The following is a 21,712-nucleotide window of genomic DNA, read 5'->3' on the forward strand; positions in this document are numbered from 1 at the left end:
GCTCAGACTACCCCGGCCCCCTGCAACCGCTCGAACTCCCCCTCCGCCATCCCCAGCCGCTCGATGTAGATCTCTCGGTTGTGCACCCCCATCGGTAACCCGGCGTACTCGATCCTGCCCGGCGTCTCCGACAACCGCGGCTGCACCGTCGGCATCCGCAGCTTGCCCAGCTCCGGGTCATCGATCTCGGTCAGTGCCCCGCGCGCGATCATGTGCGGATCTTCCGCCAGGTCCTTGAAGTCCGCGATCGGTGCGGCGGCCACTTCTGCCGCCAGCAGTGCCTTCATGCACTCGGCCTGCGTACGCTCGCCGACCCACGCCGACACCACCGTATCGACTGCGTCCACGTTCGTGAGTCGTGCCTGGTTCGTCGCGAACCGCTCGTCCTTCAGCAGCGCCGACTGCCCCATCACCGCGAACAGCCGCTCGGTGATCGCCTGTGTCGATCCTGCGATCGCCACCCACCGGTCGTCCTTCGTGCGGTAGGTGTTGCGCGGTGCCGATCCGGTCGTACGGTTGCCGTAGCGCTTGCCCGGCAGCCCGAGCTGGTCCCATGACACCGCGTGCCCGGTCAGTACCGTGTACAGCGTCTCGACCAGGCTGGTGTCGATCGACTGGCCGCGTCCGGTGCCTTTCGCGTCGCGCTGGTACAGCGCCAGCAGCACGCCGATCGTCGAGTACAGCGCGGCGACGGTGTCCGCGAGCGGGAAGGGTGGCAGGGTGGGCGGGCCGTCGGGCTGGCCGGTGATCTGGGCGAAGCCGCTCATCGCCTCGGCCAGCGTGCCGAAGCCGGGGCGGTCGCTGTACGGCCCGGTCTGGCCGAAACCAGACACGCGCACCATCACCAGCCCGGGGCTCAGTGCGCGCAGGCGTTCCTCGCCGAGGTTCCATTGCTCGAAGGTGCCGGCGCGAAAGCTCTCGATCACCACGTCGGCCTTCAGCGCCTCGACCAGCCGGCAGAACAGCTCCTGGCCCTCCGGCTTGCTCAGCGACAGGGTGATCGTCTTCTTGTTGCGCGACAGCTGCTTCCAGACCAGCGGCACGCCGCCCTTGTTGCGTCCGAAGTAGCGGCCCTGGTCTCCGCCGCGCGGGTTCTCGACCTTGATCACCTCGGCGCCGAAGTCGCCGAGGATCATCGCGATCGTCGGGCCAGCCACGACCTGTCCGCAGTCGAAGACCGTGATGCCGGAGAGCGGCAGAGCCGACGATGTGTCCTTGCGGAAATCGTTCTCAGCCAACGTCCTGTCCCCCGCGTTTCGCGCTGTCGCCCCACGCCAGCACCCGTCGTGCCGTCTCGGCCATTGCATAGTCGATCATCGTGCCGCCGTCGATCGTGGTGGCGGCGGAGCCGCGTGCGACCGCTTCGTCGAACGCGACGATCACCCGCCGGTAGTAGTCGAGTTCCTTCTCGGTCGGGGTAAACACCTCGTTCACCAGCGCGACCTGGTTCGGATGGATGCACGACTTTCCGCGGTAGCCTAGGCGCCGCACCGCCTCGCAGCAGGTACGCAGACCCTCGGGGTCGCGGATCTTCGCGTAGGTGCCGTCGAGCACATGCTTCACGCCTGCCGCCTTTGCGGCGAGCAGTACATGTGAGCGCACGTAAAGCACCTCGTGGCCCTCGGGCGACCAGGTGTAGCCGAGATCCGCCTGCAGGTCGCCGTCCTGCGCGGTGCCGCAGCTCACGGCATTCACCCGCGGCGAGGCCGAACAGATGTCGAACGCGAACCAGCAGCCGCGCGCGGTCTCCAGGCTCGGCGTGATGCGTACCGTTCCTTCGGGGATGCCGTGCTTCTTCTCGAGCGCGGTGATCATCCGGTCGACTTCGCGCACCGTGTGCGCACTGTCGGTCATCGCCAGCCGCACCACCGAAAGACCAGGGCGTACGATCGCGTCGAGGTCTGCCTCCAGCAGGCCAGTGCCGATCGCGTTCACCCTCACGTAGAGCACGTTCGATGCGCCCTGGCTCGCGATGAAGTCCTGCGCGATGCCGCGTGCACGGTCCTTCTCGGCGACCGGCACCGAGTCCTCCAGGTCGATGATCAGGGCGTCGGCACCGCTTTTCGGTGCCTTGGCCAGCATGTCGGGCCTGTTGCCCGGTACGAACAGCAGGCTGCGTGGGCCGCTCATCGTTCGACTGCCCTGCGTCGGCCGCTCACTCTGCGGTGAGCCCGGTGGCCTGCACGACCTTGCGCCATTTCTGCACCTCCGACTTCACGAACTCCAGGAAGGGACCGGGTGGATCGCCGATCACCGAATAGCCGACATCGGTCAGCCGCCGCGCGATGTCCTCGCGCCTGAGCGCGGCCGTGGTCGCTGCATGCAGCGCGTTGATCACCTCGACCGGCGTGCCCGAGGGCACCATCGACCCGTGCCAGAAGCCGGATTCTGCGCCGGGGAAGCCCGCCTCGGCGATCGTCGGTACCTCGGGCATCACCGGGATACGCCGGTCGCTCATCGCTGCGATCGCGCGCAGGCGGCCGGTCTTCACATGCGGCAGCGACGAGGCGAGCGGCGCAAAGTACACCGACGTCTCGCCGCTCACCATCGCGTTGATCGCCTCGCCGCCGCCGCGGTAGGGCACATGCAGCAGGTTGGTGCCGGTGACGTAGCGGAACAGTTCGCCGCCGATGAAGGTCGGCGACCCGGCGCCAGCGGACGCATAGTTGATGGCCCCCGGCCGCGCCCTGGCCAGCGCGACCAGCTGCTTCGCGTTCTTCACCGGCAGCGACGGATGCACCACGAGCAACGCCGGCGACGAGCCGAGGTTGGTGACCGCAGCGAAATCGCGCAGCAGGTCGTAGCCGAGCTTCTTGTAGAGGCTCATGTTCACGCCGTGGCTGAAGTTGGCCTGCAGCACGGTGTAGCCGTCCTTCGGCGCCTTGGCCACGAACTCGGCGGCGATGTTGCCGGCGGCGCCTGCGCGGTTCTCGACCACCACGGTCTGCCCCGTCACCTGTGCCAGGCCGTTGGTGACGATGCGCCCGACGGTATCTGCGCCGGAGCCGGCCGAGGTCGGGACGATCCAGCGAATGGGCTTGACCGGGTACGGGTCGGCGGCATCAACCGTACCAGCCATCATCAGGGGCAGCGGGAGCAGGGCCGCGCTGCAGCCGTATCGAATCCAGTCGTGGATCGCCATCGAACCGCTCCTCCTCCAGGTGTATCCGGGTGGTGCCCGGGCGCGTCGGCCTGCCGAGGCGCCGAGTCGCTCTGAACGGCCGAGGGTAGTGCGAGTGCGGGCGGGAGGGAAGGGGCATAATGCGGCGGGCACGCAGAGGAGGATGCATGGCCAGATCACGCGAGAAGCCGTCCCGATGAGCGGCGACCTGAATCAATCGTTCCGCGGTGGCGGCCGCTCTGTCGAGTTCCTCGACGAGATCAACGCTGCCTCGCTGGTCGCACTGGTCGAGGCGGGCGTGCTGCCTGCCGACGCCGGCGGGCGCATCGCACGCGCCATCGCCGAGCTGCGCGCACGCGATGCCAAGGCAGCGCCGAGGACGACCGCCGACTACCTCGACTACGAACCCCGGCTGGTCGAGATCGGCGGCGCGGAGGCCTCGCGATTGCACACCGGACGCAGCCGGCAGGACCTCGCGTCGACGCTGGCGCGGATGAACCTGCGCGACGGCCTGCTGCGCGAGATCGACGCATTGTGCGCGGCGCGCGAAGCGGTGCTCACCGTCGCGAAAGGCCACGCGCGTACGATCATCCCGACCTTCACGCACGGCGTTCAGGCGCAACCCACCACGTATGCCCACTACCTGCTCGCGGTGAGTGCCATGCTTGCCCGCAACACCGAGCGGCTGTGCGAGGCATGGGCCCGGGTCAATGTCAGCCCGCTGGGCACGGCCGCACTGGCGACCTCCAGCTTTCCGATCGATCGCGATCGGCTCGCGGAACTCCTGGGCTTCGACGCGCTGGTCGTCAACGCCTATGACGCCAACCAGCTCGCCAGCGTCGACTGTGCGATGGAAGTGGCCTGCGCGCTGCAGATCCTCGCCGTGCAGGCCGGCCAGTTCGCGCAGGACGTCCATGCACCGTATGCGAGTCCGCGCCCCTGGCTGCAGCTGCGCACCGGCGCGCTCACTGGCGTGAGCAGCATCATGCCGCAGAAGCGCAACCCGGCTGCGATCGAGCAGCTGCGCGCGCAGGCCAGCCTGCTGCTGGTCGAGCTGCAGTCGGTGGCGATGCTCTCGCACAACGTGCGCACCGGGATGTTCGACTACCGCATGTACGATCCGGTGCCGAGCGTGCGGCCCGTCGCGGTGATCGACCTGATCGCCAGGGTGGTCGAGGGCCTCGTGGTGGATCCCGAGCGTGCGCTGGCCGAGGTGCGCGAGGACTACTCGACGACCACCGAGATCGCCGACACGCTGGCCCGGCTCGAAGTGCCGTTCCGCACCGGCCATCACTACGCATCGCTGCTCACCGACCACGGCCGCAGCCGGGGCCTGCAGCTGCACGAGATCGCTTTCGCGGACGCGCAGCGGATCTACCTGGAGCAGACCGGCACGCCGCTGCCGCTCGACGAGGCGAAGTTCCGGGAAGCGATCAGCCCCGAGTACATGGTGTTCGGGCGGCTCGGGCGCGGTGGCCCGCAGCCGACCGAGGTGCAGTCCATGCAGGACGAGCAGGCGGACGCGGTTGCGGCCACGCGGCGCTGGCTCGATACGGTGCGGTCCCGGCTTGCGCGGGCGAGCCGGTTGCGGGGAGCCGCGTTTGCCAGCATCGCTGCTGGCTGAATATCAGGAGATCAGCACCGATGAAGAGGTCAGTCCCGATGCGTGAAGACTCGCCGATCGTGCGGTTTCGCGTGGCACGCGTGCTCGCGGCAGTCTTCCTTGCAACCGCGGCCGGCGGCGCGTTCTCGCAATCATGGCCGGCCAAGCCGGTGCGGTTGATCCTGCCCTATGGTCCGGGCGGCGGCAGCGATGTCGTTGCGCGTCCGCTCGGGCATCACCTGTCGCAGCGGCTCGGCCAGCAGTTCCTGGTCGACAACCGCGGCGGGGCCAACGGCAACATCGCGATGGAGATGGTCGCGCGAGCACCGGCCGACGGCTACACGCTGGGGCTGGCGCTGACCGCCCAGCTTGCGATCAATCCTTTCCTCTACACGAAGATCCCGTACGACCCGGTGAAGGACTTCACACCGGTCACGCTTCTGGGCTCCGCGCCGTACTTCCTCTCGGTCAGCAAGGGCACGCCGGCGAACACGGTCGAGGAGTTCCTGAGGCTCGCCCGCGCGAAGCCCGGTGCGATGACCTACGGCTCGACGGGCAACGGCAGTGGCCTGCACCTGTCGATGGAACTGCTCAAGACGATGACTGGCATCGACATCGTGCACGCACCGTACAAGAGCGCCGGTGCCGCGATGACCGACATGCTGGGCGAGCAGTTGCAGGCGATGTTCGTGAGCTATGGCGCCGGCGTCGGGCACTTCAAGGCGGGTCGCGTGCGTCCGCTGGGTGCCACCACCGTGCAGCGCTCGAAGGCACTGCCGGAGGTGCCGACCATCGCAGAGGCCGGCGTGAAGGGCTACGAGTCGAGCGTCTGGTATGCGCTGCTTGCGCCGCGCGGCACGCCGCCGGAGATCGTGCGGCGGCTGCACACCGAGATCGTCTCCCTGCTCAAGGGCGAGCTCGGTGCGCAGTTCGAAGCCGATGGCATCACGCCCTCTGGCGCGGGGCCGGAACAGCTCGCCGCGTTCGTGCGCAGCGAGAGCCAGAAATGGGGCAAGGTGGTGAAGCAGTCGGGGGCGAAGCTGGATTAGCGCGTCCCTCCGGTCGCGTCGGTCGATGAAGTCGGTCGGCATCGCGGAGCTGCACCGGCGCGCGGTGATCGAGATCAATGGCGAGTTCGAACTGGCGCCCTGAGTCGTCGCGCCGCTCGCGCGGTGGCCCTGCGCAGGAAGCTGCGGGCGATCAGCGCGACCGCGTGCGGCAGGCGTCCACCAGTGCCCAGAGGCGCGAAGGCGGCAGCGGCAGGTCGGTCACCGAGACGCCGAGCGGGGCGAGCGCGGCCGACACGGCGTTGGCGATCACGCCGCCGACGGGGATGATGCCGCCTTCGCCGGCACCCTTCGCGCCGAGCGGGTTGTGCGGCGACGGATGGTTCTCCAGTGCGACGATGCGGATCGTCGGGAAGCAGGCTGCGGTCGGCAGCAGGTAGTCGGCGAGCGACCCGGTCTGCAGCTGCCCTTCGGCGTCGTACACCAGCCGCTCGAGAAACACACCGCCGAGTCCCTGCACGATCGCGCCGATGGCCTGGCCCTCCAGCGTGCGCGGGTTGATGATCCGCCCGACATCCTCGACCGCGACATAGTCGAGCACCTCGACGCTGCCGGTGCGCGGATCGACCGCGACATGTGCGGCATGGGCGCCGTAGCTGTAGGTGCGGTTCGTGCTGGAGAAAGTGCCGTGTGCGACCAGCCCGCCCAGCGGTGCGTGGTGGCTTGCAACCGCTGCCAGCGCAAGCGAGCGGCCATCGGCCGCGACGATGCGGTCACCGCCGCTGATCGTGAGTTCGGTTGCCGCGCAGCCCAGCAGTGCCGCGGCGGCCGATGCGATCATGTCCTTGAGCTGCCGTGCGGCCATCACGATCGCCGAGCCGCCCATCGCAGTGCTGCGCGAGCTGTAGCTGCCGAAGCCTTCGCGCACGCCGGTGGTCGAGCCATGGAATACGCCGCGGATCGCGGTCAGCGGCCGATCGAGTGCGTCGGCGGCGATCTGGGCGAACACGGTCTCGAGCCCCTGCCCGACCAGCGAGGCGCCGGTGAAGACCGCGACCCGTCCATCGGCCTCGAGCACGAGGCGTGCCCCTTCGCGCGGCCCCGCGGCGCCGCCCTCGATATAGCAGCCCACGCCGATGCCGTGCCGGCGGCCGTCGATCTCGCGGCCGTTCAGTTCCGACTTGCGCGTCCAGTCGAACACCTGCAGGCAACGGTCGAGTGTCTGTGCATAGTCGCCGCTGTCGGTGGCGGTATCCGCCCTCCAGGGCAGCAGCGTGGGCAGCGCCCAGGGCATCTCGTCGCTGCGCAGCAGGTTGCGCCGGCGGAACGCGACACGGTCCAGGCCGAGTTCGCCGGCCACGATATCGAACAGCCGCTCGCGGAAGAAGTCGGTCTCGAAGCGCCCCGGGCCGCGGTAGGGACCGGACGGTGTCTTGTTCGTCACGCGCACGTCGACCGACAGTGCGACCACGGGCACCCGGTAGGGCCCGGTCGCCACCTGCGCGAGGTTGCGCGACTGTGCGAGGCCGGTGGTGCGCAGGTAGGCGCCGACATCGGTGGCGGCGCGGCCGCGCAGCGCGAGCAGCCTGCCGTCGAGCGTGCAGGCCACTTCGAGTTCGCAGTCCGCCTCGCGTGCATGGTTCGCGGCGATCAGGTTCTCGCGCCGGTCCTCGATCCACTTGACCGGCCGGCCGCAGCGCAGCGCTGCGAACGGCACCAGGAAGTCTTCGGGATAGAACTCGCCGCGCTGGCCGAAGGCGCCGCCGGTATCGCCCTCGATCAGGTCGATGCCGTCTTCCGGTAGCCCGAGCAGCCCGGCCAGGATGCGCCGGTTGGCGAACGGCATCTTCGCTGCGCCCGAGACCACCAGCCTGCCGCTGCCGGCATCGCGTCGGGCGAGCAGGCCGCGCGTCTCGATCGGTGCCGCGAAATGGCGATGCACGCTGAAGCGCTCTCGACGCACGTACGGTGCTGACTGGAACAGTGCGTCTGCTCCCGGCGCATCTCCGCGCACGGCGTCGAGGCGTACGACCCTGTTGCTGCCAGCCGTCTCGGCCAGCAGCACCCGGTCATCGGTGTCCAGCCCGCCATCGACCACTGCCGGCAGCGTTTCGATCTCGACCACGATCGCGTCGAGTGCATCCTCGGCCAGCGCCTGCGTGTCGGCCACCACCACGGCCAGCGGCTCGCCCACGTAGCGCACCCTTCGCTCGGCGATCACCGGCTGCAGGAAGGGCTCCGCCTCGGGCAGCGGGTCGAGCAGCATCGGGATGCGCGGCATCGTGCCGCGGCCCGGCCCGGCGATGCCGTCGATCACGTCCGCGGCGGCGAATGCATCGTGCACGCCCGGCATCGCGCGCGCAGCCGTCACGTCGACGCGCAGCAGCCGTCCGTGCGCGACCGCGCTGCGCAGCACCACGGCGTGCAGCATGCCGGGCAGGTGCAGGTCGTCGGCGAAGGCGCCCGCGCCACGCAGCAGCCTTGCATCCTCGACACGATCGATGCCCTGGCCGATCAGCCGTGCCTGCGTGACGGTGGAGCCACTGAAGGGTGCCGGGTCGTTCAACTGCGGTTGCCTCCTGAGTGTTGCCGAGTATGCCAGTGGCGGCGGTTGCAGCCGGGGCTCGCCATTGACAAGGGATGGAGGCTCGGTCAGCCTCGCAGCGGTGCCTGCGAGGGGAATGCGCGAGGGGAATGCGATGGCAGTGACGAAGAAGAATACGGGCAAGCGCGGTGAGGCATCGGCGCGGGTCAAGCTGCACGAGCCGCAGGTGCAGCGGATGGAAGACCAGCGCTGGCTGGTCGATGCGACGATTCGCTCTGTCGGCGTCGAATGGGACCAGCCGCGGCTGAACAGCTATGGCACCGCCTGCGGCCCGCTGGCCTCGGGCGACCTGGCAGCGGTGCGTGCGCGGGTGCAGAAGTACAGCGACATCAACCCGGCCTTCGAGGGCGTCGCCCGCCGGCGCGAGGCGGTGGCGAAGAATGCCGAAGCCGCCGGCCATGCGGCGACCGCGCGCGACAACTACTTCATCGCCTCGGTGTTCTGGGCCGCATCTCAATGGACGCTGCTCTCCAACGATGCGCACAACCTCGCGAACAACGTGCGCAAGCGGGCGTGTTTCGACGCGTATGCAAAGAACGCCGACCATCGGGTCGAGGCAGCCTGGGTGCCGCTGCCGGGCGGGGGGCGGCTGCCGGGTTGGTTCCACCTGCCGTACGGTTACCGTGGCGGCCAGGTACCTGCGATCGTGTCCATCCCCGGCATGGACGGCTTCAAGGAAGCCAACGTTGCGCTGGCCGGCGACCGCTGGCTGTCGCGCGGCATCGCGGTGCTGGTGCTGGAAGGGCCCGGTCAGTACGAGGCGGTGCTCGGCGGTGTGCCGTTCAGCATGGACGCGTGGAAGGCGACCAGCAAGGCGGCCTACGAATGGCTGAAGGCGCGCAGCGAGGTCGATGCCGCGCGCATCGGCATCATCGGCAACAGTTTCGGATCGTTCTTCGCGACGCTTGCCGCCGCCTGGGAGCCGCGCTACTGCGCCGCCGCGATCACCTCGATCTGCCTGGAGCCCGCCGGCGAGACCATCTTCCAGAAGGCCTCGCCGACCTTCAAGCATCGGTTCATGTACATGTCGGGCTTCACCGACGAGGCGCGCTTCGACCGCATGCGCAAGTCGATGACGCTCGAACCGCATGCGAAGCGCATCCGCATGCCCTTCCTGTGCGTGGCTGGCGAGCGCGACGAGCTGTGCCCGGTCGAATGGGCATACCGCACGGTCGATGCGATGCGCGGCCCGACGCAGCTGATGGTGTACCAGGAGTCCCGGCACTCGGTCGGCAACGTGCCCTCGACGGTACTTGGCCCCAACCCGCCGTCGATGAGCGCCGACTGGATGCTCGATCGCCTCAACGGCGTCCCCTTCGAAAGTGCCCGCCTGTTCGTCGAGGCGAACGGCAACGTCGTCACGAGGAACCAGCCATGATCGCCACCGATCACGCAACCCACCGCGCCGTGCGCCTCGCCCGCGGCCTGCTCGCTGGCGCCCTCATCGCCGCAGCCGGCGCGGCCGCCGCGCAGGCGGCGTTCCCGGTCAAGCCGGTGCGCGTCATCGTCACCTTCTCAGCCGGCGGTGCGGCCGACTTCACCGCGCGCGTGGTCGCCGAACGGCTGACCGACCTGTGGAAGCAGCAGGTGCTGGTCGAGAATCGCGTCAGCGCCGGTGGCAATGTCGGTGTCGAAGCCGTGGTGCGTGCGCCGGCGGACGGCTACACGCTATTGCTCGCCTCGTCCGCGCAGCCGATCAACGTCGCGCTCTATCCGAAGCTGCCGTTCGACCTGTTCAAGGACCTCGCACCGATCGCGCTGGTCACGGTGTCGCCGATGGCACTGGCCGTGAATCCGCGGGCGAAAGAGACCGACCTGCGTGCGTTCACCGCGAACATGCGCGCGAATCCGGGCAAGCTGTCCTACGCTACTTGCGGCATCGCCACTTCGCACCACTTCGCGTTCGAACTGTACAAGTTCCAGGCGAAGCTCAACGCGCTGCACATTCCGTATCGCGGCTGCGCGGCGGCGGTGGCCGACGCAGTGGGTGGACAGGTCGACACGGTGATGTCTTCGCTCAACACGCTCCTGCCGCACCAGGCGGGGGGCCGGCTGAGGGTACTGGCGATCACCGCGCGCAACCGCTCTGCCTCTGCGCCCGACGTGCCGACCTTCCGCGAATCGGGCGTGCCCGAGTTGAAGGACTACGCGAGCAGCGTGTACTACGGGTTCATGGCGCCGGCGGCAACCCCGCCCGACATCGTGGCGAAGATCGAGGCCGACCTGCGCAAGGTGATGGCCTTGCCCGAAGTCGCGCAGAAGGTGGCCGGCGGCGGGCTCGAAGTGGCTTTCGCGAGCGGCGCCGAGATGATGGCCACGATGCGTACCGACGCAGAGCAGTTGCGCAGGATCGTCGAGTTCGCGGGCATCAAGCCCGAGTGATCGTACCGCCCGGGTTCAGTCGAACCCGGGCGGTGGCGTGAAACCGCGATGCCCTGCTTCGAGCAGGCGCGCGAGCGCGATGCAGCGCAGGTCGGCATGTTCCGGCCCGATCACCTGCAGGCCTATCGGCAGGTTTCCGGCCCTGGCACGGCCAGCCGGTATCGTCGTCGCCGGCAGGTTGGCCGCCGACGCGAGGCCGATCCAGAAGTAGGTGTCCGACATCGGCCGCTGCACGCCATCGACGTCGAGCCGATGCAGCGGCTTGGGCAGGTCGCGGATATGCGGGAAGGCCGGTGTCGGCGAGACCGGCGCGATCAGCGCATGGTGCTGGCCGAAGAAGGTCTCCCATGCGTCGCGCAGCCGCTGGCGTTCGGCGTTGCGTTCCAGCCATTCCCGATGCGACTGGGTCAGGCCACGCAGCATCAGCGCCTCGTAGCCACGATCGGCCGGGTCGAGCGCGGCCGCGGCGGGTGCGAGCGCGGCGATCGACGTACGGTCGCGGCGGAACGACGTCGAGCCGCGCGCGAGCGCGAGGAACAGTTCGTAGTAGTCGCGCGAGGGGATCGGCAGCGCGGGGTCGATCGTGACCGAAGCGCCGAGCGTTTTCAGGTGTGCGGCGACTTCCAGCGCGGTGCGCCGTGTATCGGCGTCGACCGGGAATTCGGCATCGCCGGTGATCACGGCGATCCGGCACCGGGCCGGGGGCGGCAGGTCGGCCGGGGGCAGCTCGAGGCGCCAGGCGCGCGAGGCGATGCCTTCCGCACCGGCAAGCAGCCGCAGCGCGAGATCGAGATCCTCGGCCGTGCGCGCGAGCGGACCGACCACGTTCACGTCGTCCGGGGGCAGGCCGGTCTCCAGTGCATGGCCGCGCACCGGCACTACGCCCCAGGTCGGCTTGTGTCCGTACACGCCGCAGAAATGCGCCGGTATCCGGATCGAGCCGCTGTTGTCGCTGCCCACCTCCAGCGCGCTGAAGCCGGCCGCGAGCGCGGTGGCCGAGCCGCCGGACGAACCGCCGGGTGCGCGCGTGGCATCCCATGGATTGACGGTGGCGCCATAGGCGGCGTTGAACGTCTGCCAGTCGGCGAGGTCGAGCGGCACGTTGGTCTTGCCGAGCACGATCGCACCCGCCGTGACCAGTCGCTCCACCACGGCGGCATCGGACGCAGCGCGGTGCCCCAGCCGTGACGGGCGCCCGAACGTGGACGGCGTGCCGGTCCAGTCGAAGCATTCCTTGATCGTCACCGGCACGCCATGCAGCGGCCCGGTCGTCGCACCTGCGCGCAACGCGGCGTCGGCTGCATCCGCCTGCGCAAGCGCCTCGGCGCCACGCAGCAGCACGACCGCATTCAACGCCGGGTTGAAACGCGCGATGCGGTCCAGGCAGTGCGCGACCAGCGTACGCGAGGACAGCTCGCCGCGGCGGATGCGTTGGGCGAGTTCGGCGGCGCCGAGGTGGTGAAGGGCGGTGTCGGGGTTCAGGAGAGATGTCCGTTGATCGTGTGCCGGAACGGGCAGGGGCAGGCAGGGAATCCCCGCCTTTTACCCGCTTTCGCGCTGCGCTGCGACGTCAGGACGGCGCCAACATCCCCCACGAGCTGCGCGAGCATCCCACGGGCGCATTGAAAGGAGCACCATTTGATGATACGTTTGATGCCTGAAGACCCCGCCGCAAAGGAGAGCATGCATGCGTACGACGATCAACATAGACGACGACCTGCTGGAGCGAGCGTCCCATCTGATGGGTCCGATCGATCGCACGGCCCTGGTACGGGAGGCGTTCAAGGCGCTGATCGAGCGCGAGAGCGGCCGCCGCCTTGCAAGGCTGGGTGGCAGCCAGCCGGGGCTGGAAGCCCCGCGCCGGCGCCGGATTGCAGCGCCGAATTGATCCTCGCGGACACGTCCGTCTGGGTGAATCATTTCAGGCGCGGCGATGCCCTGCTTGCGGAACGGCTGGAACGCGGCGAGATCCTGATGCACCCGCTCGTTCTGGGAGAGCTGGCGCTTGGCCAGCTCGAGGACCGGGCTTCAGTGCTTTCGCTGCTGGCAGACATGCCGATGGCGGTGGTCGCGGAGCCTGCCGAAGTCGTGCTGTTCATCGAGCGGCACCGCATGTCCTGCACCGGGCTCGGCTATGTCGACGTCGCCCTGCTGGTGTCGGTCGTGCTCAGCGAGCATGCGACGCTGTGGACGCGCGACAGGACCCTGCAGGCGGCCTGCGAGCGCCTCGGGTGCTCGACACCGCAGGCCTGACCGCCAGGCCTTGCCCGCATCCCGGCGCGCGAGAGGTGAGCCAGGTGCAGCGACGCGCGGGATGGGCCGCCTGCCCGGCCAGCGTCAGCCGCGTCCGATGAACGGCATGGTGGTAGGCAGGATCGTCACCGAAAGCACGTTGACATCGTTCGGCATGCTGGCGATCTCGCGCACGGTCGCCGCGATATGCGTCAGGTCGAGCCGTGTCTCCGGGCGCATCGTCCCGTCGGCCTGCAACGCTCCGCCTTCGACATGCGCGGTCATCGCCGTGGCTGCGTTGCCGATGTCGATCTGGCCTACCGCGATGCCATGCGCGCGGCCATCCAGGGCGGCGGCGCGCGTGATGCCCAGCACCGCATGCTTGGTCGCGGTATAGGCCACCGACTCGGGCCTGGGCGCGTACGCAGCCAGTGAGCCGTTGTTGATGATCCGACCGCCCTGCGGCCGCTGCGACTTCATCAGCCGGAACGCCCGCTGCAGGACGTAGAACATGCCATCGACATTGGTCCTCACCGCGTCGCGCCATTCTTCCTCGGACACCTCGTCCACCGGGCGGTGCGGCGGGAACACGCCGGCATTGTTGAACAGCAGATCGAGTCGGCCGTAGCGCGACCGGATCATCGAGAACAGGGCGTCGACCGAGGCGGAGTCGCCGACATCCACCGCAGCCGCCAGGGCGCGCGCCCGTTGCGCTTCGCTGGTCGTGCAGCCCTCCACCGCAGCCGTCGTGCGCGCGGCATCGCGCGCCGCGAACACCACCTGCCAGCCGTCATCGAGCAGCGCGGCGGCACACGCGACGCCGATGCCGCGCGACGCACCGGTGACCAGTGCCACGCGGCCGCTGCCGCCGGCGGTCGCGGTCACCATGGCAGGGAGTAGGTCTTGACCGTGGTGAAGCTGCGGCAGCATTCCTGCACGCCTTCCTTGACGCCGGTGCCCGAGTCCTTGATGCCGCCGAAGGGCGTCACCTCCAGTCGGTATCCGGGAACCTCCCACACGTTCACCGACCCGACCTGCAGCTCGCGCACGAACCGCATGATGTCGTCGAGCCGGTTGGTGCAGACGCCGGAGGACAGGCCGAACGCCGTCGAATTGACCTTGGCGATCGCGTCGTCGACGCTCGTGAAGGTCATGATCGGTGACACCGGACCGAAGGTCTCTTCGCGCACCAGTTCCATGTCGCCGCTGACCCGGTCGAGAAGGGTCGCCGAGTAGGACGCGCCGTCGCGCTGGTTTCCGTGCAGCAGGCGGGCACCGCGGGTCACTGCGTCGGCGACGCGGCGCTCGAACAGCATCGCCGCGCGCTCGTCGATCACGGTACCCATGTCGACCGTGGGGTCGAGCGGATCGCCATGGCGCCATGCCCGGGTGATGTCGATCATCGCCTCGGTGAACGGCTCGGCGATGCGTTCGTGGACGAAGATACGCTTGACCGCCGTGCAGCGCTGCCCCGAGTTGCGATACGACCCGCTCGCCGCCAGGGCCGCGGCACGGTCGATGTCTGCGTCGTCCATGACCACCAGCGGGTCATTGCCCCCGAGTTCCAGCACCTGGCGCCGATAGCCTGCGCGGGCGGCGATCCTGCGCCCCACGGCGACCCCGCCCGTGAAAGTGATGAGTTCGGCGCATGGGTTGTCGATCATTTCGTCGCCGATCTCGGCCGGATCACCCGTGACCACGCTGAGCATCGGCGGCGGCAGGCCCGCCTCGTAGAGGAGGTCGGCCAGCAGGAGGGCGGACAGCGGCGTCTTCTCGCTGGGCTTGAGCACCATCCGGTTGTTGGTGGCCACCGCCGGCGCGACCTTGTGGATCACCTGGTTGAGCGGATGGTTGAACGGCGTGATCGCTGAAATGACGCCGAGCAGCGGCTCGCGCATCGTGTGTACCCGGCGCGAACGCCCGTGCGCGGTCACGTCGCACGAGAAAGACTGTCCGTCGTCGAGCAGGGCATGCTGCGCCGCGAACAGCAGCACGTCGCTGGCCCTGCCTACTTCGTAGAGCGAATCGCTGATGCACAGCCCCGACTCGAGCGTGATCGTGCGCGCGATTGCGTCGCGCCGTGAGGAGACCAGCGCGGCTGTCCGCGACAGGATCATGTTGCGTTCGTGCCTGCTGAGCGTCGGTACGTAGCGATGTGCCACGGCGAAGGCATCGCGGACCTGGTCCACGGTGGCACGCGGCACGGTGGCGATCACCTCTCCCGACCAGGGATAGCGCACCTCGATCACCCGCGCCGAGTGCACGCGTTCGCCCGCGATCCGCATCGCTTCGACCGACGGGGGGCTGCCAACCGTCTCGGCGCGCGACCCCGTCATGCCGGCAGCAGGCAACGCTGGATCACCGTCATGAAGTGCGCCAGCGGTGCGGTTTCGTGGGCGGCCTTCTTGCCCAGGTCGTCCCAGCGGCGCAGGGCGATGGCATCCTGCGCATGCGGGATGCGCTCGAACGCCGCAGCTTGCCCGGCGTCCATGGGCCCACCCTGGAGTTGCAGCGTCCGGGTGGATACCCTCGAGAGGCCTTCCAGATACCCCGGCTCGCGCGCGCACAGGTAGCGCTTGGCCTGCACGTGCAACGCGATGGGTTGCACGACGTCGTCGCCGAACCAGCGGGCCAGCCAGTCGGCGCCCAGGCTTTCGTGGCGATCGTCTTCGCCGGTATCCAGGGCCGTGGCGGCGTCTCCGTGCAGCATGTGTCCGATGTCGTGCAGCATTGCCGCTGCTACCATGGCATCCGTCGACCCGGACTGTTGCGCGAGCGAGGCGCACTGCAATGCGTGCTGGATCTGGTTTACCTGCTCGCCGTAGACGAGCGCACCGTGCGCTGTGTAGAGACGCTCGATGATTGCGAGCACGGGTGAGGAGTCTGCGTTCATGGGCGCTGCGGCTTCCAGTCTGGTGGACGACGCCGCAGAGCGTATCGGGGGTGCCGTGCCCGGACATGACAGCCGGATGAACTTTTGGTGAAAGCTCCTGCACGATGCTTGACCCGCCGCGTCGGGCCACCGACGCTACCGGCATGAAAGACAAGTCAGGCGATGCGCGACTGGTCGCGATCCTGGGCACCGCGCAGACGCTCGCCTGGGCCTCCTCCTACTATCTGCCCGCGATGCTGGCCGGGCCGATGGCGGCCGACCTTGGCATCAGTCCGATCATCGTGTTTGCTGCATTCTCGTTCGCGCTGCTGGTATCAGCGCTCATCGGTCCGCTCGCCGGCCGGATGATCGACAGCGCGGGCGGGCGGCCGGTGCTGGCGGCTGCCAGCCTGGCGTTCGCCGGCGGCCTCGTGATGCTGGCGCTGGCCCAGGACGCGGTCTGGCTGTTCCTCGGCTGGGCGGTGATCGGGCTGGCGATGGGCTCCGGCCTTTACGAGGCCGCATTCTCGACCCTGGTCCGCCTGCGGGGCAGCGATGCGCGGGCGACGATCACCGGCATCACGCTGATCGCCGGTTTCGCCAGCACCGTCGGCTGGCCACTGTCGGCCGTGATGGAGACGCACCTAGGCTGGCGCGGCGCCTGCGTCGGATGGGCGCTGTTGCACCTCGTCGTGGGCCTGCCGCTCAACCTGTCGCTGCCCCGCGCCACCCGCGCCACCGATGCCGCCCGCCGTGCCGACCGCGATGCGCCGGCACAGCCCGAGGCAGGTGCCGAGCCGGTGCCCGTACCGGGCGCGACGCTGGCTGCGATCCTGCTGGCCTTCGTGTTCGCCGTGACCTGGTTCATCAGCACTGCGATGGCCGCCCACCTGCCCCGGCTGCTGCAGGAGGCAGGCGCCTCGCTGGCGATGGCCGTGGCCCTGGGCGCGATCGTCGGTCCGGCCCAGGTTGCCGCGCGGTTGCTCGAGTTCGGCTTCCTGCGCCATGTGCATCCGCTCCTCTCGGCGCGCCTGGCCGCGCTCGGCCATCCCCTCGGTGTCGTGCTGCTTGCGGCCGGGGGCACCGCGTTTGCCCCGGTGTTCGTGCTGCTTCACGGCGCTGGCAACGGCATCCTCACCATCGCCAAGGGAACGCTGCCGCTGGTGCTGTTCGGCCCCCAGGGCTATGGGCTGCGCCAGGGCTGGCTGACGCTGCCGGCACGTCTGTCGCAGGCGATAGCCCCGCTCGCGTTCGGTGCGGCCATCGACCGCTGGGGGGCTGGCGCACTCTGGCTGTCCGCCCTCCTGGGTGCGGCGGCCCTGGGGGCCCTGCTGCTGATGCCGAAGGTGGGTCCGCGCTGAGCACACCGATCGCCCTGGGGTTTCCTGACACATAACTGTCCCAGTCCTGTCACGAGCGGTTGCTACCTTGCGTCGGTTATCGACGGAGACAGGCGATGCTCGAGATCCAGCAGATTGGCAAGGCGTTCGGAAAGGTTCACGCGCTGAAGTCCGTGAGCCTCGACATTCCGCAGGGCCAGATGGTCGGGATCATCGGCCGGTCCGGCGCGGGCAAGTCGACGCTGCTGCGCATGATCAATCGCCTCGCCGAACCCACCTCGGGCACGATCACCTGGAAGGGTGAGGCGGTCAGTGCGCTCAGGGGCAGGGCCCTGCTGCAGTGGCGTGCGCGCTGCGCGATGATCTTCCAGCAGTTCAATCTGGTGCCGCGCCTGGACGTGATCACCAACGTGCTGATGGGTTGCGTGTCCCGGCATGGCACCCTGCCTTCGCTGGTCAAGCGCTTCACCGAGGCGGAGCGCGCGATGGCCGTGCTGGCGCTGGAGCGGCTCGACTGCGCGCACCTGGCGCTGCAGCGCGCCGAAACCCTGTCCGGTGGCCAGCAGCAGCGCGTGGCGATCGCGCGCGCGATGATGCAGGACCCGGACATCCTGCTGGCCGACGAGCCGATCGCCTCGCTCGATCCGCGCAGCGCCATCCAGGTGATGCAGGCCCTGCGCTCGATCAACCGCGACGATGGCATCACGGTGATCTGCAACCTGCACACCCTCGACACGGCTCGCCAGTACTGCGACCGGATCGTCGGCATCGCCAGCGGTGAAGTGCTGTTCGACGGCAGCCCGGCCGAACTCACCACCGAAACGGTGCGCCGCATCTATGGCGTCGAGGGCGACGCGGCCGGGTTCGACGAATCGGCGACCTCCACCGCGGCCGGATTCGAGCTGCCAGCGGTGGCCCAGGCTGCTGCCGCCTGATCCGCCCCCCATACCGCAACACTCACAGGGAGAAGTTCCAATGTTCGCAAGCAATCGCCTCCTGGCCGCAGGCCTGCTCGGCATCGGCGTGGCGCTGTCGTCCGCTGCCAGCCACGCGCAGGAGTGGAAGAAGAAGTTTCCGGTGGTCGGGTTCAGTTCGGTGAGTTCCGAGAACCAGGCAGCGACCCAGGCCCGATACAAGCAACTGGCCGATGTGTTCCGGGAGAAGCTGGGCGTCGAACTGCGCATCTTCACCGCCACCGACTACGCTGGTACCGTGCAGGCGCTGACGTCGGGGCAGATCCAGATGGCGCAGGTCGGTGCGAGCGCCTACGCCGCGGCCTGGATCGATTCCAACGGCCAGGTCGAGCCGTTGGTGACCAACCAGGAAGTCGACGGGTCGCTCGGCTACCACTCGATCCTGATCGTCAAGGCGGACAGCCCGTTCAAGCGCATCGAGGATCTCAAGGGAAGGTCGCTCGCCTGGGCCGATCCGAACTCCACGTCCGGCTTCCTGATTCCGCTCGTTTCGCTGCGCGCCGTCGGTATCGAGCCGGACAAGTTCTTCGGCAAGACGCTGTTCTCGGGTGGCCACGAGCAGAGCGTGCTCGGCGTCATCAACGGGCAGTTCGATTCCGGTTTCACCTGGTCGTCGAAGGGTCACAACGCTGGGCAGATCCGCGCGATGGTCGACCGCGGCGTGCTCAAGATGGATCAGTTCCGGGTCATCTGGGAGTCGCCGCTGATCCCGAACCCGCTGGTGATCGTGCGCAAGGATCTCCCGGCCGACATGCGCCGCGACCTGCTCGCGTTCTGGACCGACCTGGCCAAGACGCATCCGCAGATCGCGGAACTGGCTGCGCGTGGCAAGACCGCCGGTTTCGTCCCGGCCACGCACGAGATGTACAAGCCGGTGCTCGATGCCGCTCTCGAAGTGCGCAAGAACCGGAAGCGGTGACGTGAGGCTCGCCTGGATCGCAGCGCCGCTGCTCGCCCTGCTTGCCGCGTCGGCCTCGGCGCAGGACTGGCGGGCGAGGTATCCGGTGGTCTCCATGAGTGCGGTCAGCTCCGAGAGCCAGGGTGCCACCGAAGCGCGGTTCAAGGACTTCGCCAGGGTCTTCAAGGATCGTTTCGGGGTCGAGCTGCGCATCCATATCGCGTCGAGCTACTCGGGAACAATCCAGGCACTGACTTCCGGGCAGATCCAGTTCGCCAACCTCGGCCCTGCCGCATACGCAGCCGCATGGATCGACTCCGACGGCGGCGTGGAGCCGCTGGCGGCGGCGAAAGAGGTCGATGGCGATATCGGTTACCACTCGCACCTGATCGTACGGTCGGACTCGCCCTTCCAGAAGATCGAGGACCTGAAGGGGCGCAGCCTCGCCTGGGCGGATCCGAACTCGGCCTCGGGCTACCTGATTCCGCTGGTCTCGCTGCGCGCGGCCGGCATCGACGCGACGAAGCATTTCGGGCGTACCGTGTTCTCCGGCGGTCATGAGCAGAGCGCGCTGGGCGTGGTCGGCGGCCAGTTCGACAGCGCATTCGTGTTCGGTGCGCGCGATCCGCTCGCGCGCGGCGTGTTGCACATGATGGCCCAGCGCGGGGTACTCGATACCAGCCGGCTGCGCGTGGTCTGGCGTTCGCCCTTGATCCCCGGCTCGCCGGTCACCGTCCGCAAGGACCTGCCGGCGGACATGAAGCGCGACATCCAGAAGCTGTTCGTCGATCTGTACTCGATCGACCCCCGGATGGCCGAGATCGTCGCGCGCGGCAAGACCCAGGGCTATGTCCCGGTGACCCATGACATGTACCAGCCCCTGCTCGATGCCGTGCAGGAGCAGCGTCGCATGCGGCGGAAGGGATGACCATGTCCAGTACGGCCAGCGGCCTGGAAGCGGTCCGCGCGTTCGAGACGAACTGGCGAGCGTTGCAGGTGCGCAAGCGCTGGCTCACGCTCGGCTACGGACTGCTGTTCGCCGCCGTGTTCGCCGCGTCGGCCTGGGTCGGCGAGTTCAACCTGGTGAAGCTGTTCCAGGGGCTGCCGCGTATTCACGAGTATGTTGCCAAGACCCTTCCGGTACTGACCCTCGACAACCTCTGGGGCGATCTGTCCGAATGGTTCTATGGCCTTCCCAAGTGGCTCATGCTGCTCTGGGAGACCATCCTGATCGCCTACATCGCAACGCTGCTGGGCACGCTGGGCGCCCTTGCCCTGTGCTTCCACGCGGCGCGCAACCTGTCGCGCGGCGGCACCAGCTACTGGATTGCCCGGCGCGTGTTCGAGGTTGCCCGGACCATCCCGGAACTGGTGTTCGCGCTGGTGTTCGTGTTCGCCTTCGGCATCGGGCCGCTGGCCGGCATCCTGGCCATTGCCATCCATTCCATGGGTGGCAGCGGCAAGCTCTTCGCCGAAGCCGTCGAGAACATCGACATGAAGCCGGTGGACGGCCTGCGCGCGACCGGCGCGAACTGGGTGCAGACCATCCGCTTCGCGGTGCTGCCGCAGGTGCTGCCGAACTTCACCTCCTTCAGCCTCTGGCGCTTCGAGATCAACGTACGCTCGGCCTCGATCATCGGTTTCGTCGGTGCCGGCGGCATCGGTCAGGAGTTCTACACGGCCATCAGCCGCCTCTACTACGAAGACATCAGCGCACTGATCATCCTCATGGTCTGCACCGTGATCCTGATCGACATGGTGTGCGAGCGGGTGCGGCACCGCCTGATCGGCAAGGAGGGTTTCGCATGACCCTGCGCATATCCGGCATCGACGCGGCAGCGATCGCGCGCGCGCGCGCGATAAGCCCGGGCGCATTCTCGCAGCCCCTGCGCGAGCGTATCCCCACCCTCGCGGCAGGCGCATTCTTCCTGGGCCTCACCGCCTACTGCATCGTGCTGTTCGAGATGTCTCCCGTCCGGCTCTGGGCGGGGTTCGGCAAGCTGCTGGAGGTGGTCGGCCACATGTTCCCGCCCACCGCGAAGGGCGCGGCGCTCGACTATGCCTATGCCATGCTGCAGACGGTGGCGATGGCGCTGATCGGCACGGTCATCGCGGCGGTGCTCGCGATACCGCTGGGATTCGCCTGCGCACGCAACATGGTGCCCGGCTGGATCGTCCGCTTCGTGTTCCGGCGCTCCAGCGACGTCATGCGCGGCGTCGATCAATTGGTGTGGGCACTGATCTTCGTGCGTGCGGTCGGCCTCGGCCCGCTGGCCGGCATTCTCGCGATCATCATCGCCGACACCGGGACTCTCGCGAAGCTGTACTCCGAGGCGATCGAGAACATCGATCGCAAGCCCGTCGAGGGATTGCGCGCGTCGGGTGCAAGCCCGCTGCAGACCATGCGTTTCGGCGTGATCCCTCAGGTGCTTCCGATCATGCTGTCGAACATCCTGTACATCTTCGAGTCGAACACGCGTTCCGCGACGATCCTCGGCATCGTCGGTGCGGGCGGGATCGGATTCTTCCTCGCAGACCGTATACGGACGATGCTGTGGGAAGAGGCCTGTTTCATCATGCTGATGATCCTCGCCACGGTATACGTGATCGACTGGTTCTCGAAACGCCTGCGCGCGAAGATCACTGGCGGTACCGACGCCCCAACCGTCATCCATTGA

20 protein-coding genes are annotated in these 21,712 nt (G+C 68.4%); 12 read left to right on the top strand and 8 right to left on the bottom strand.

From position 1 onward, the window contains the following. Positions 1-2: 2 nt before the first annotated feature. From ING98_04735 to ING98_04745, 3 genes are read right to left on the bottom strand one after another with little or no spacing between them, the layout of a single operon-like run. Positions 3-1,307 carry a CoA transferase gene (locus tag ING98_04735; protein ID MCA3101157.1) on the bottom strand — a complete coding sequence of 435 codons (1,305 nt, stop codon included), beginning with the start codon at positions 1,305-1,307 and terminating at the stop codon, positions 3-5. Beyond that, positions 1,231-2,130, bottom strand: a complete 900-nt coding sequence (locus ING98_04740) for a CoA ester lyase (GenBank protein MCA3101158.1) — start codon at positions 2,128-2,130, stop codon at positions 1,231-1,233. The genes ING98_04735 and ING98_04740 overlap by 77 nt, the downstream gene beginning before the upstream one ends. A 25-nt stretch (positions 2,131-2,155) precedes the next feature. Beyond that, positions 2,156-3,142, bottom strand: coding sequence for a tripartite tricarboxylate transporter substrate binding protein (locus ING98_04745; protein ID MCA3101159.1), 987 nt, complete (start codon positions 3,140-3,142; stop codon positions 2,156-2,158). Positions 3,143-3,317: 175 nt separating this feature from the next. On the opposite strand from ING98_04745, the gene ING98_04750 reads away from it, so the two are divergent. Together ING98_04750 and ING98_04755 are read left to right on the top strand one after the other, a co-directional pair. Further along, positions 3,318-4,745: an argininosuccinate lyase gene (locus ING98_04750; protein ID MCA3101160.1), complete on the top strand. Its 1,428-nt coding sequence runs from the start codon at positions 3,318-3,320 to the stop codon at positions 4,743-4,745. A 20-nt stretch (positions 4,746-4,765) separates the two neighbouring features. Then, entirely contained in the window at positions 4,766-5,773 is a 1,008-nt protein-coding gene (locus tag ING98_04755; protein ID MCA3101161.1) for a tripartite tricarboxylate transporter substrate binding protein, read from the top strand. A gap of 151 nt (positions 5,774-5,924) precedes the next feature. Here ING98_04755 and ING98_04760 read toward each other — a convergent pair whose 3' ends face one another. Beyond that, positions 5,925-8,162, bottom strand: a complete 2,238-nt coding sequence (locus ING98_04760; GenBank protein ID MCA3101162.1) for a xanthine dehydrogenase family protein molybdopterin-binding subunit — start codon at positions 8,160-8,162, stop codon at positions 5,925-5,927. A gap of 268 nt (positions 8,163-8,430) precedes the next feature. Between ING98_04760 and ING98_04765 the strand changes: the two genes are divergently transcribed. Together ING98_04765 and ING98_04770 are read left to right on the top strand one after the other, a co-directional pair. Beyond that, on the top strand, positions 8,431-9,714 hold the full coding sequence (locus tag ING98_04765) for a prolyl oligopeptidase family serine peptidase (GenBank protein MCA3101163.1): 1,284 nt from the start codon (positions 8,431-8,433) through the stop codon (positions 9,712-9,714). Then, a complete protein-coding gene (locus tag ING98_04770; GenBank protein ID MCA3101164.1) occupies positions 9,711-10,718 on the top strand; it encodes a tripartite tricarboxylate transporter substrate binding protein in 1,008 nt (335 codons plus the stop codon). The genes ING98_04765 and ING98_04770 overlap by 4 nt, the downstream gene beginning before the upstream one ends. A 15-nt stretch (positions 10,719-10,733) precedes the next feature. On the opposite strand, the gene ING98_04775 is transcribed toward ING98_04770, so the two are convergent. Beyond that, positions 10,734-12,251: an amidase gene (locus tag ING98_04775; protein ID MCA3101165.1), complete on the bottom strand. Its 1,518-nt coding sequence runs from the start codon at positions 12,249-12,251 to the stop codon at positions 10,734-10,736. Positions 12,252-12,405: 154 nt separating this feature from the next. On the opposite strand from ING98_04775, the gene ING98_04780 reads away from it, so the two are divergent. Next, positions 12,406-12,606 carry a type II toxin-antitoxin system VapB family antitoxin gene (locus tag ING98_04780; protein ID MCA3101166.1) on the top strand — a complete coding sequence of 67 codons (201 nt, stop codon included), beginning with the start codon at positions 12,406-12,408 and terminating at the stop codon, positions 12,604-12,606. Beyond that, positions 12,603-12,971 carry a type II toxin-antitoxin system VapC family toxin gene (locus ING98_04785; GenBank protein MCA3101167.1) on the top strand — a complete coding sequence of 123 codons (369 nt, stop codon included), beginning with the start codon at positions 12,603-12,605 and terminating at the stop codon, positions 12,969-12,971. Before ING98_04780 ends, ING98_04785 begins: the two co-directional genes overlap by 4 nt. Before the next feature lie 84 nt (positions 12,972-13,055). Here the strand turns inward: ING98_04785 and ING98_04790 are convergent, their stop codons facing one another. The 3 genes from ING98_04790 to ING98_04800 are packed head-to-tail and all read right to left on the bottom strand — an operon-like array spanning position 13,056 to position 15,843. After that, entirely contained in the window at positions 13,056-13,838 is a 783-nt protein-coding gene (locus ING98_04790) for an SDR family oxidoreductase (protein MCA3101168.1), read from the bottom strand. Next, the gene (gene phnY, locus ING98_04795; GenBank protein ID MCA3101169.1) at positions 13,832-15,286 is read right to left on the bottom strand and encodes a phosphonoacetaldehyde dehydrogenase; all 1,455 of its coding nucleotides are present in this window, start codon (positions 15,284-15,286) and stop codon (positions 13,832-13,834) included. The genes ING98_04790 and phnY overlap by 7 nt, the downstream gene beginning before the upstream one ends. After that, positions 15,283-15,843 (bottom strand): HD domain-containing protein, encoded by a 561-nt coding sequence (locus ING98_04800; protein MCA3101170.1) that lies wholly within the window; start codon positions 15,841-15,843, stop codon positions 15,283-15,285. The genes phnY and ING98_04800 overlap by 4 nt, the downstream gene beginning before the upstream one ends. A 143-nt stretch (positions 15,844-15,986) precedes the next feature. Between ING98_04800 and ING98_04805 the strand changes: the two genes are divergently transcribed. The 6 genes from ING98_04805 (at position 15,987) to phnE (ING98_04830) (ending at position 21,712) form a co-directional block, all read left to right on the top strand. Beyond that, positions 15,987-17,183: an MFS transporter gene (locus tag ING98_04805; protein ID MCA3101171.1), complete on the top strand. Its 1,197-nt coding sequence runs from the start codon at positions 15,987-15,989 to the stop codon at positions 17,181-17,183. A 95-nt stretch (positions 17,184-17,278) separates the two neighbouring features. Next, positions 17,279-18,097, top strand: coding sequence for a phosphonate ABC transporter ATP-binding protein (gene phnC, locus ING98_04810; protein ID MCA3101172.1), 819 nt, complete (start codon positions 17,279-17,281; stop codon positions 18,095-18,097). A gap of 40 nt (positions 18,098-18,137) precedes the next feature. Continuing rightward, complete coding sequence (gene phnD / locus ING98_04815) at positions 18,138-19,055, top strand: phosphonate ABC transporter substrate-binding protein (GenBank protein MCA3101173.1); 918 nt, start codon at positions 18,138-18,140, stop codon at positions 19,053-19,055. Between the two features lies 1 nt (position 19,056). Continuing rightward, positions 19,057-19,962, top strand: coding sequence for a phosphate/phosphite/phosphonate ABC transporter substrate-binding protein (gene phnD, locus ING98_04820; protein ID MCA3101174.1), 906 nt, complete (start codon positions 19,057-19,059; stop codon positions 19,960-19,962). Between the two features lie 2 nt (positions 19,963-19,964). Continuing rightward, positions 19,965-20,843 (top strand): phosphonate ABC transporter, permease protein PhnE, encoded by an 879-nt coding sequence (phnE, locus tag ING98_04825; protein MCA3101175.1) that lies wholly within the window; start codon positions 19,965-19,967, stop codon positions 20,841-20,843. Further along, positions 20,840-21,712, top strand: coding sequence for a phosphonate ABC transporter, permease protein PhnE (gene phnE, locus ING98_04830; GenBank protein ID MCA3101176.1), 873 nt, complete (start codon positions 20,840-20,842; stop codon positions 21,710-21,712). Before phnE (ING98_04825) ends, phnE (ING98_04830) begins: the two co-directional genes overlap by 4 nt.

The organism is Rhodocyclaceae bacterium (genome assembly GCA_020248265.1).
Classification (GTDB): domain Bacteria; phylum Pseudomonadota; class Gammaproteobacteria; order Burkholderiales; family CAIKXV01; genus CAIKXV01.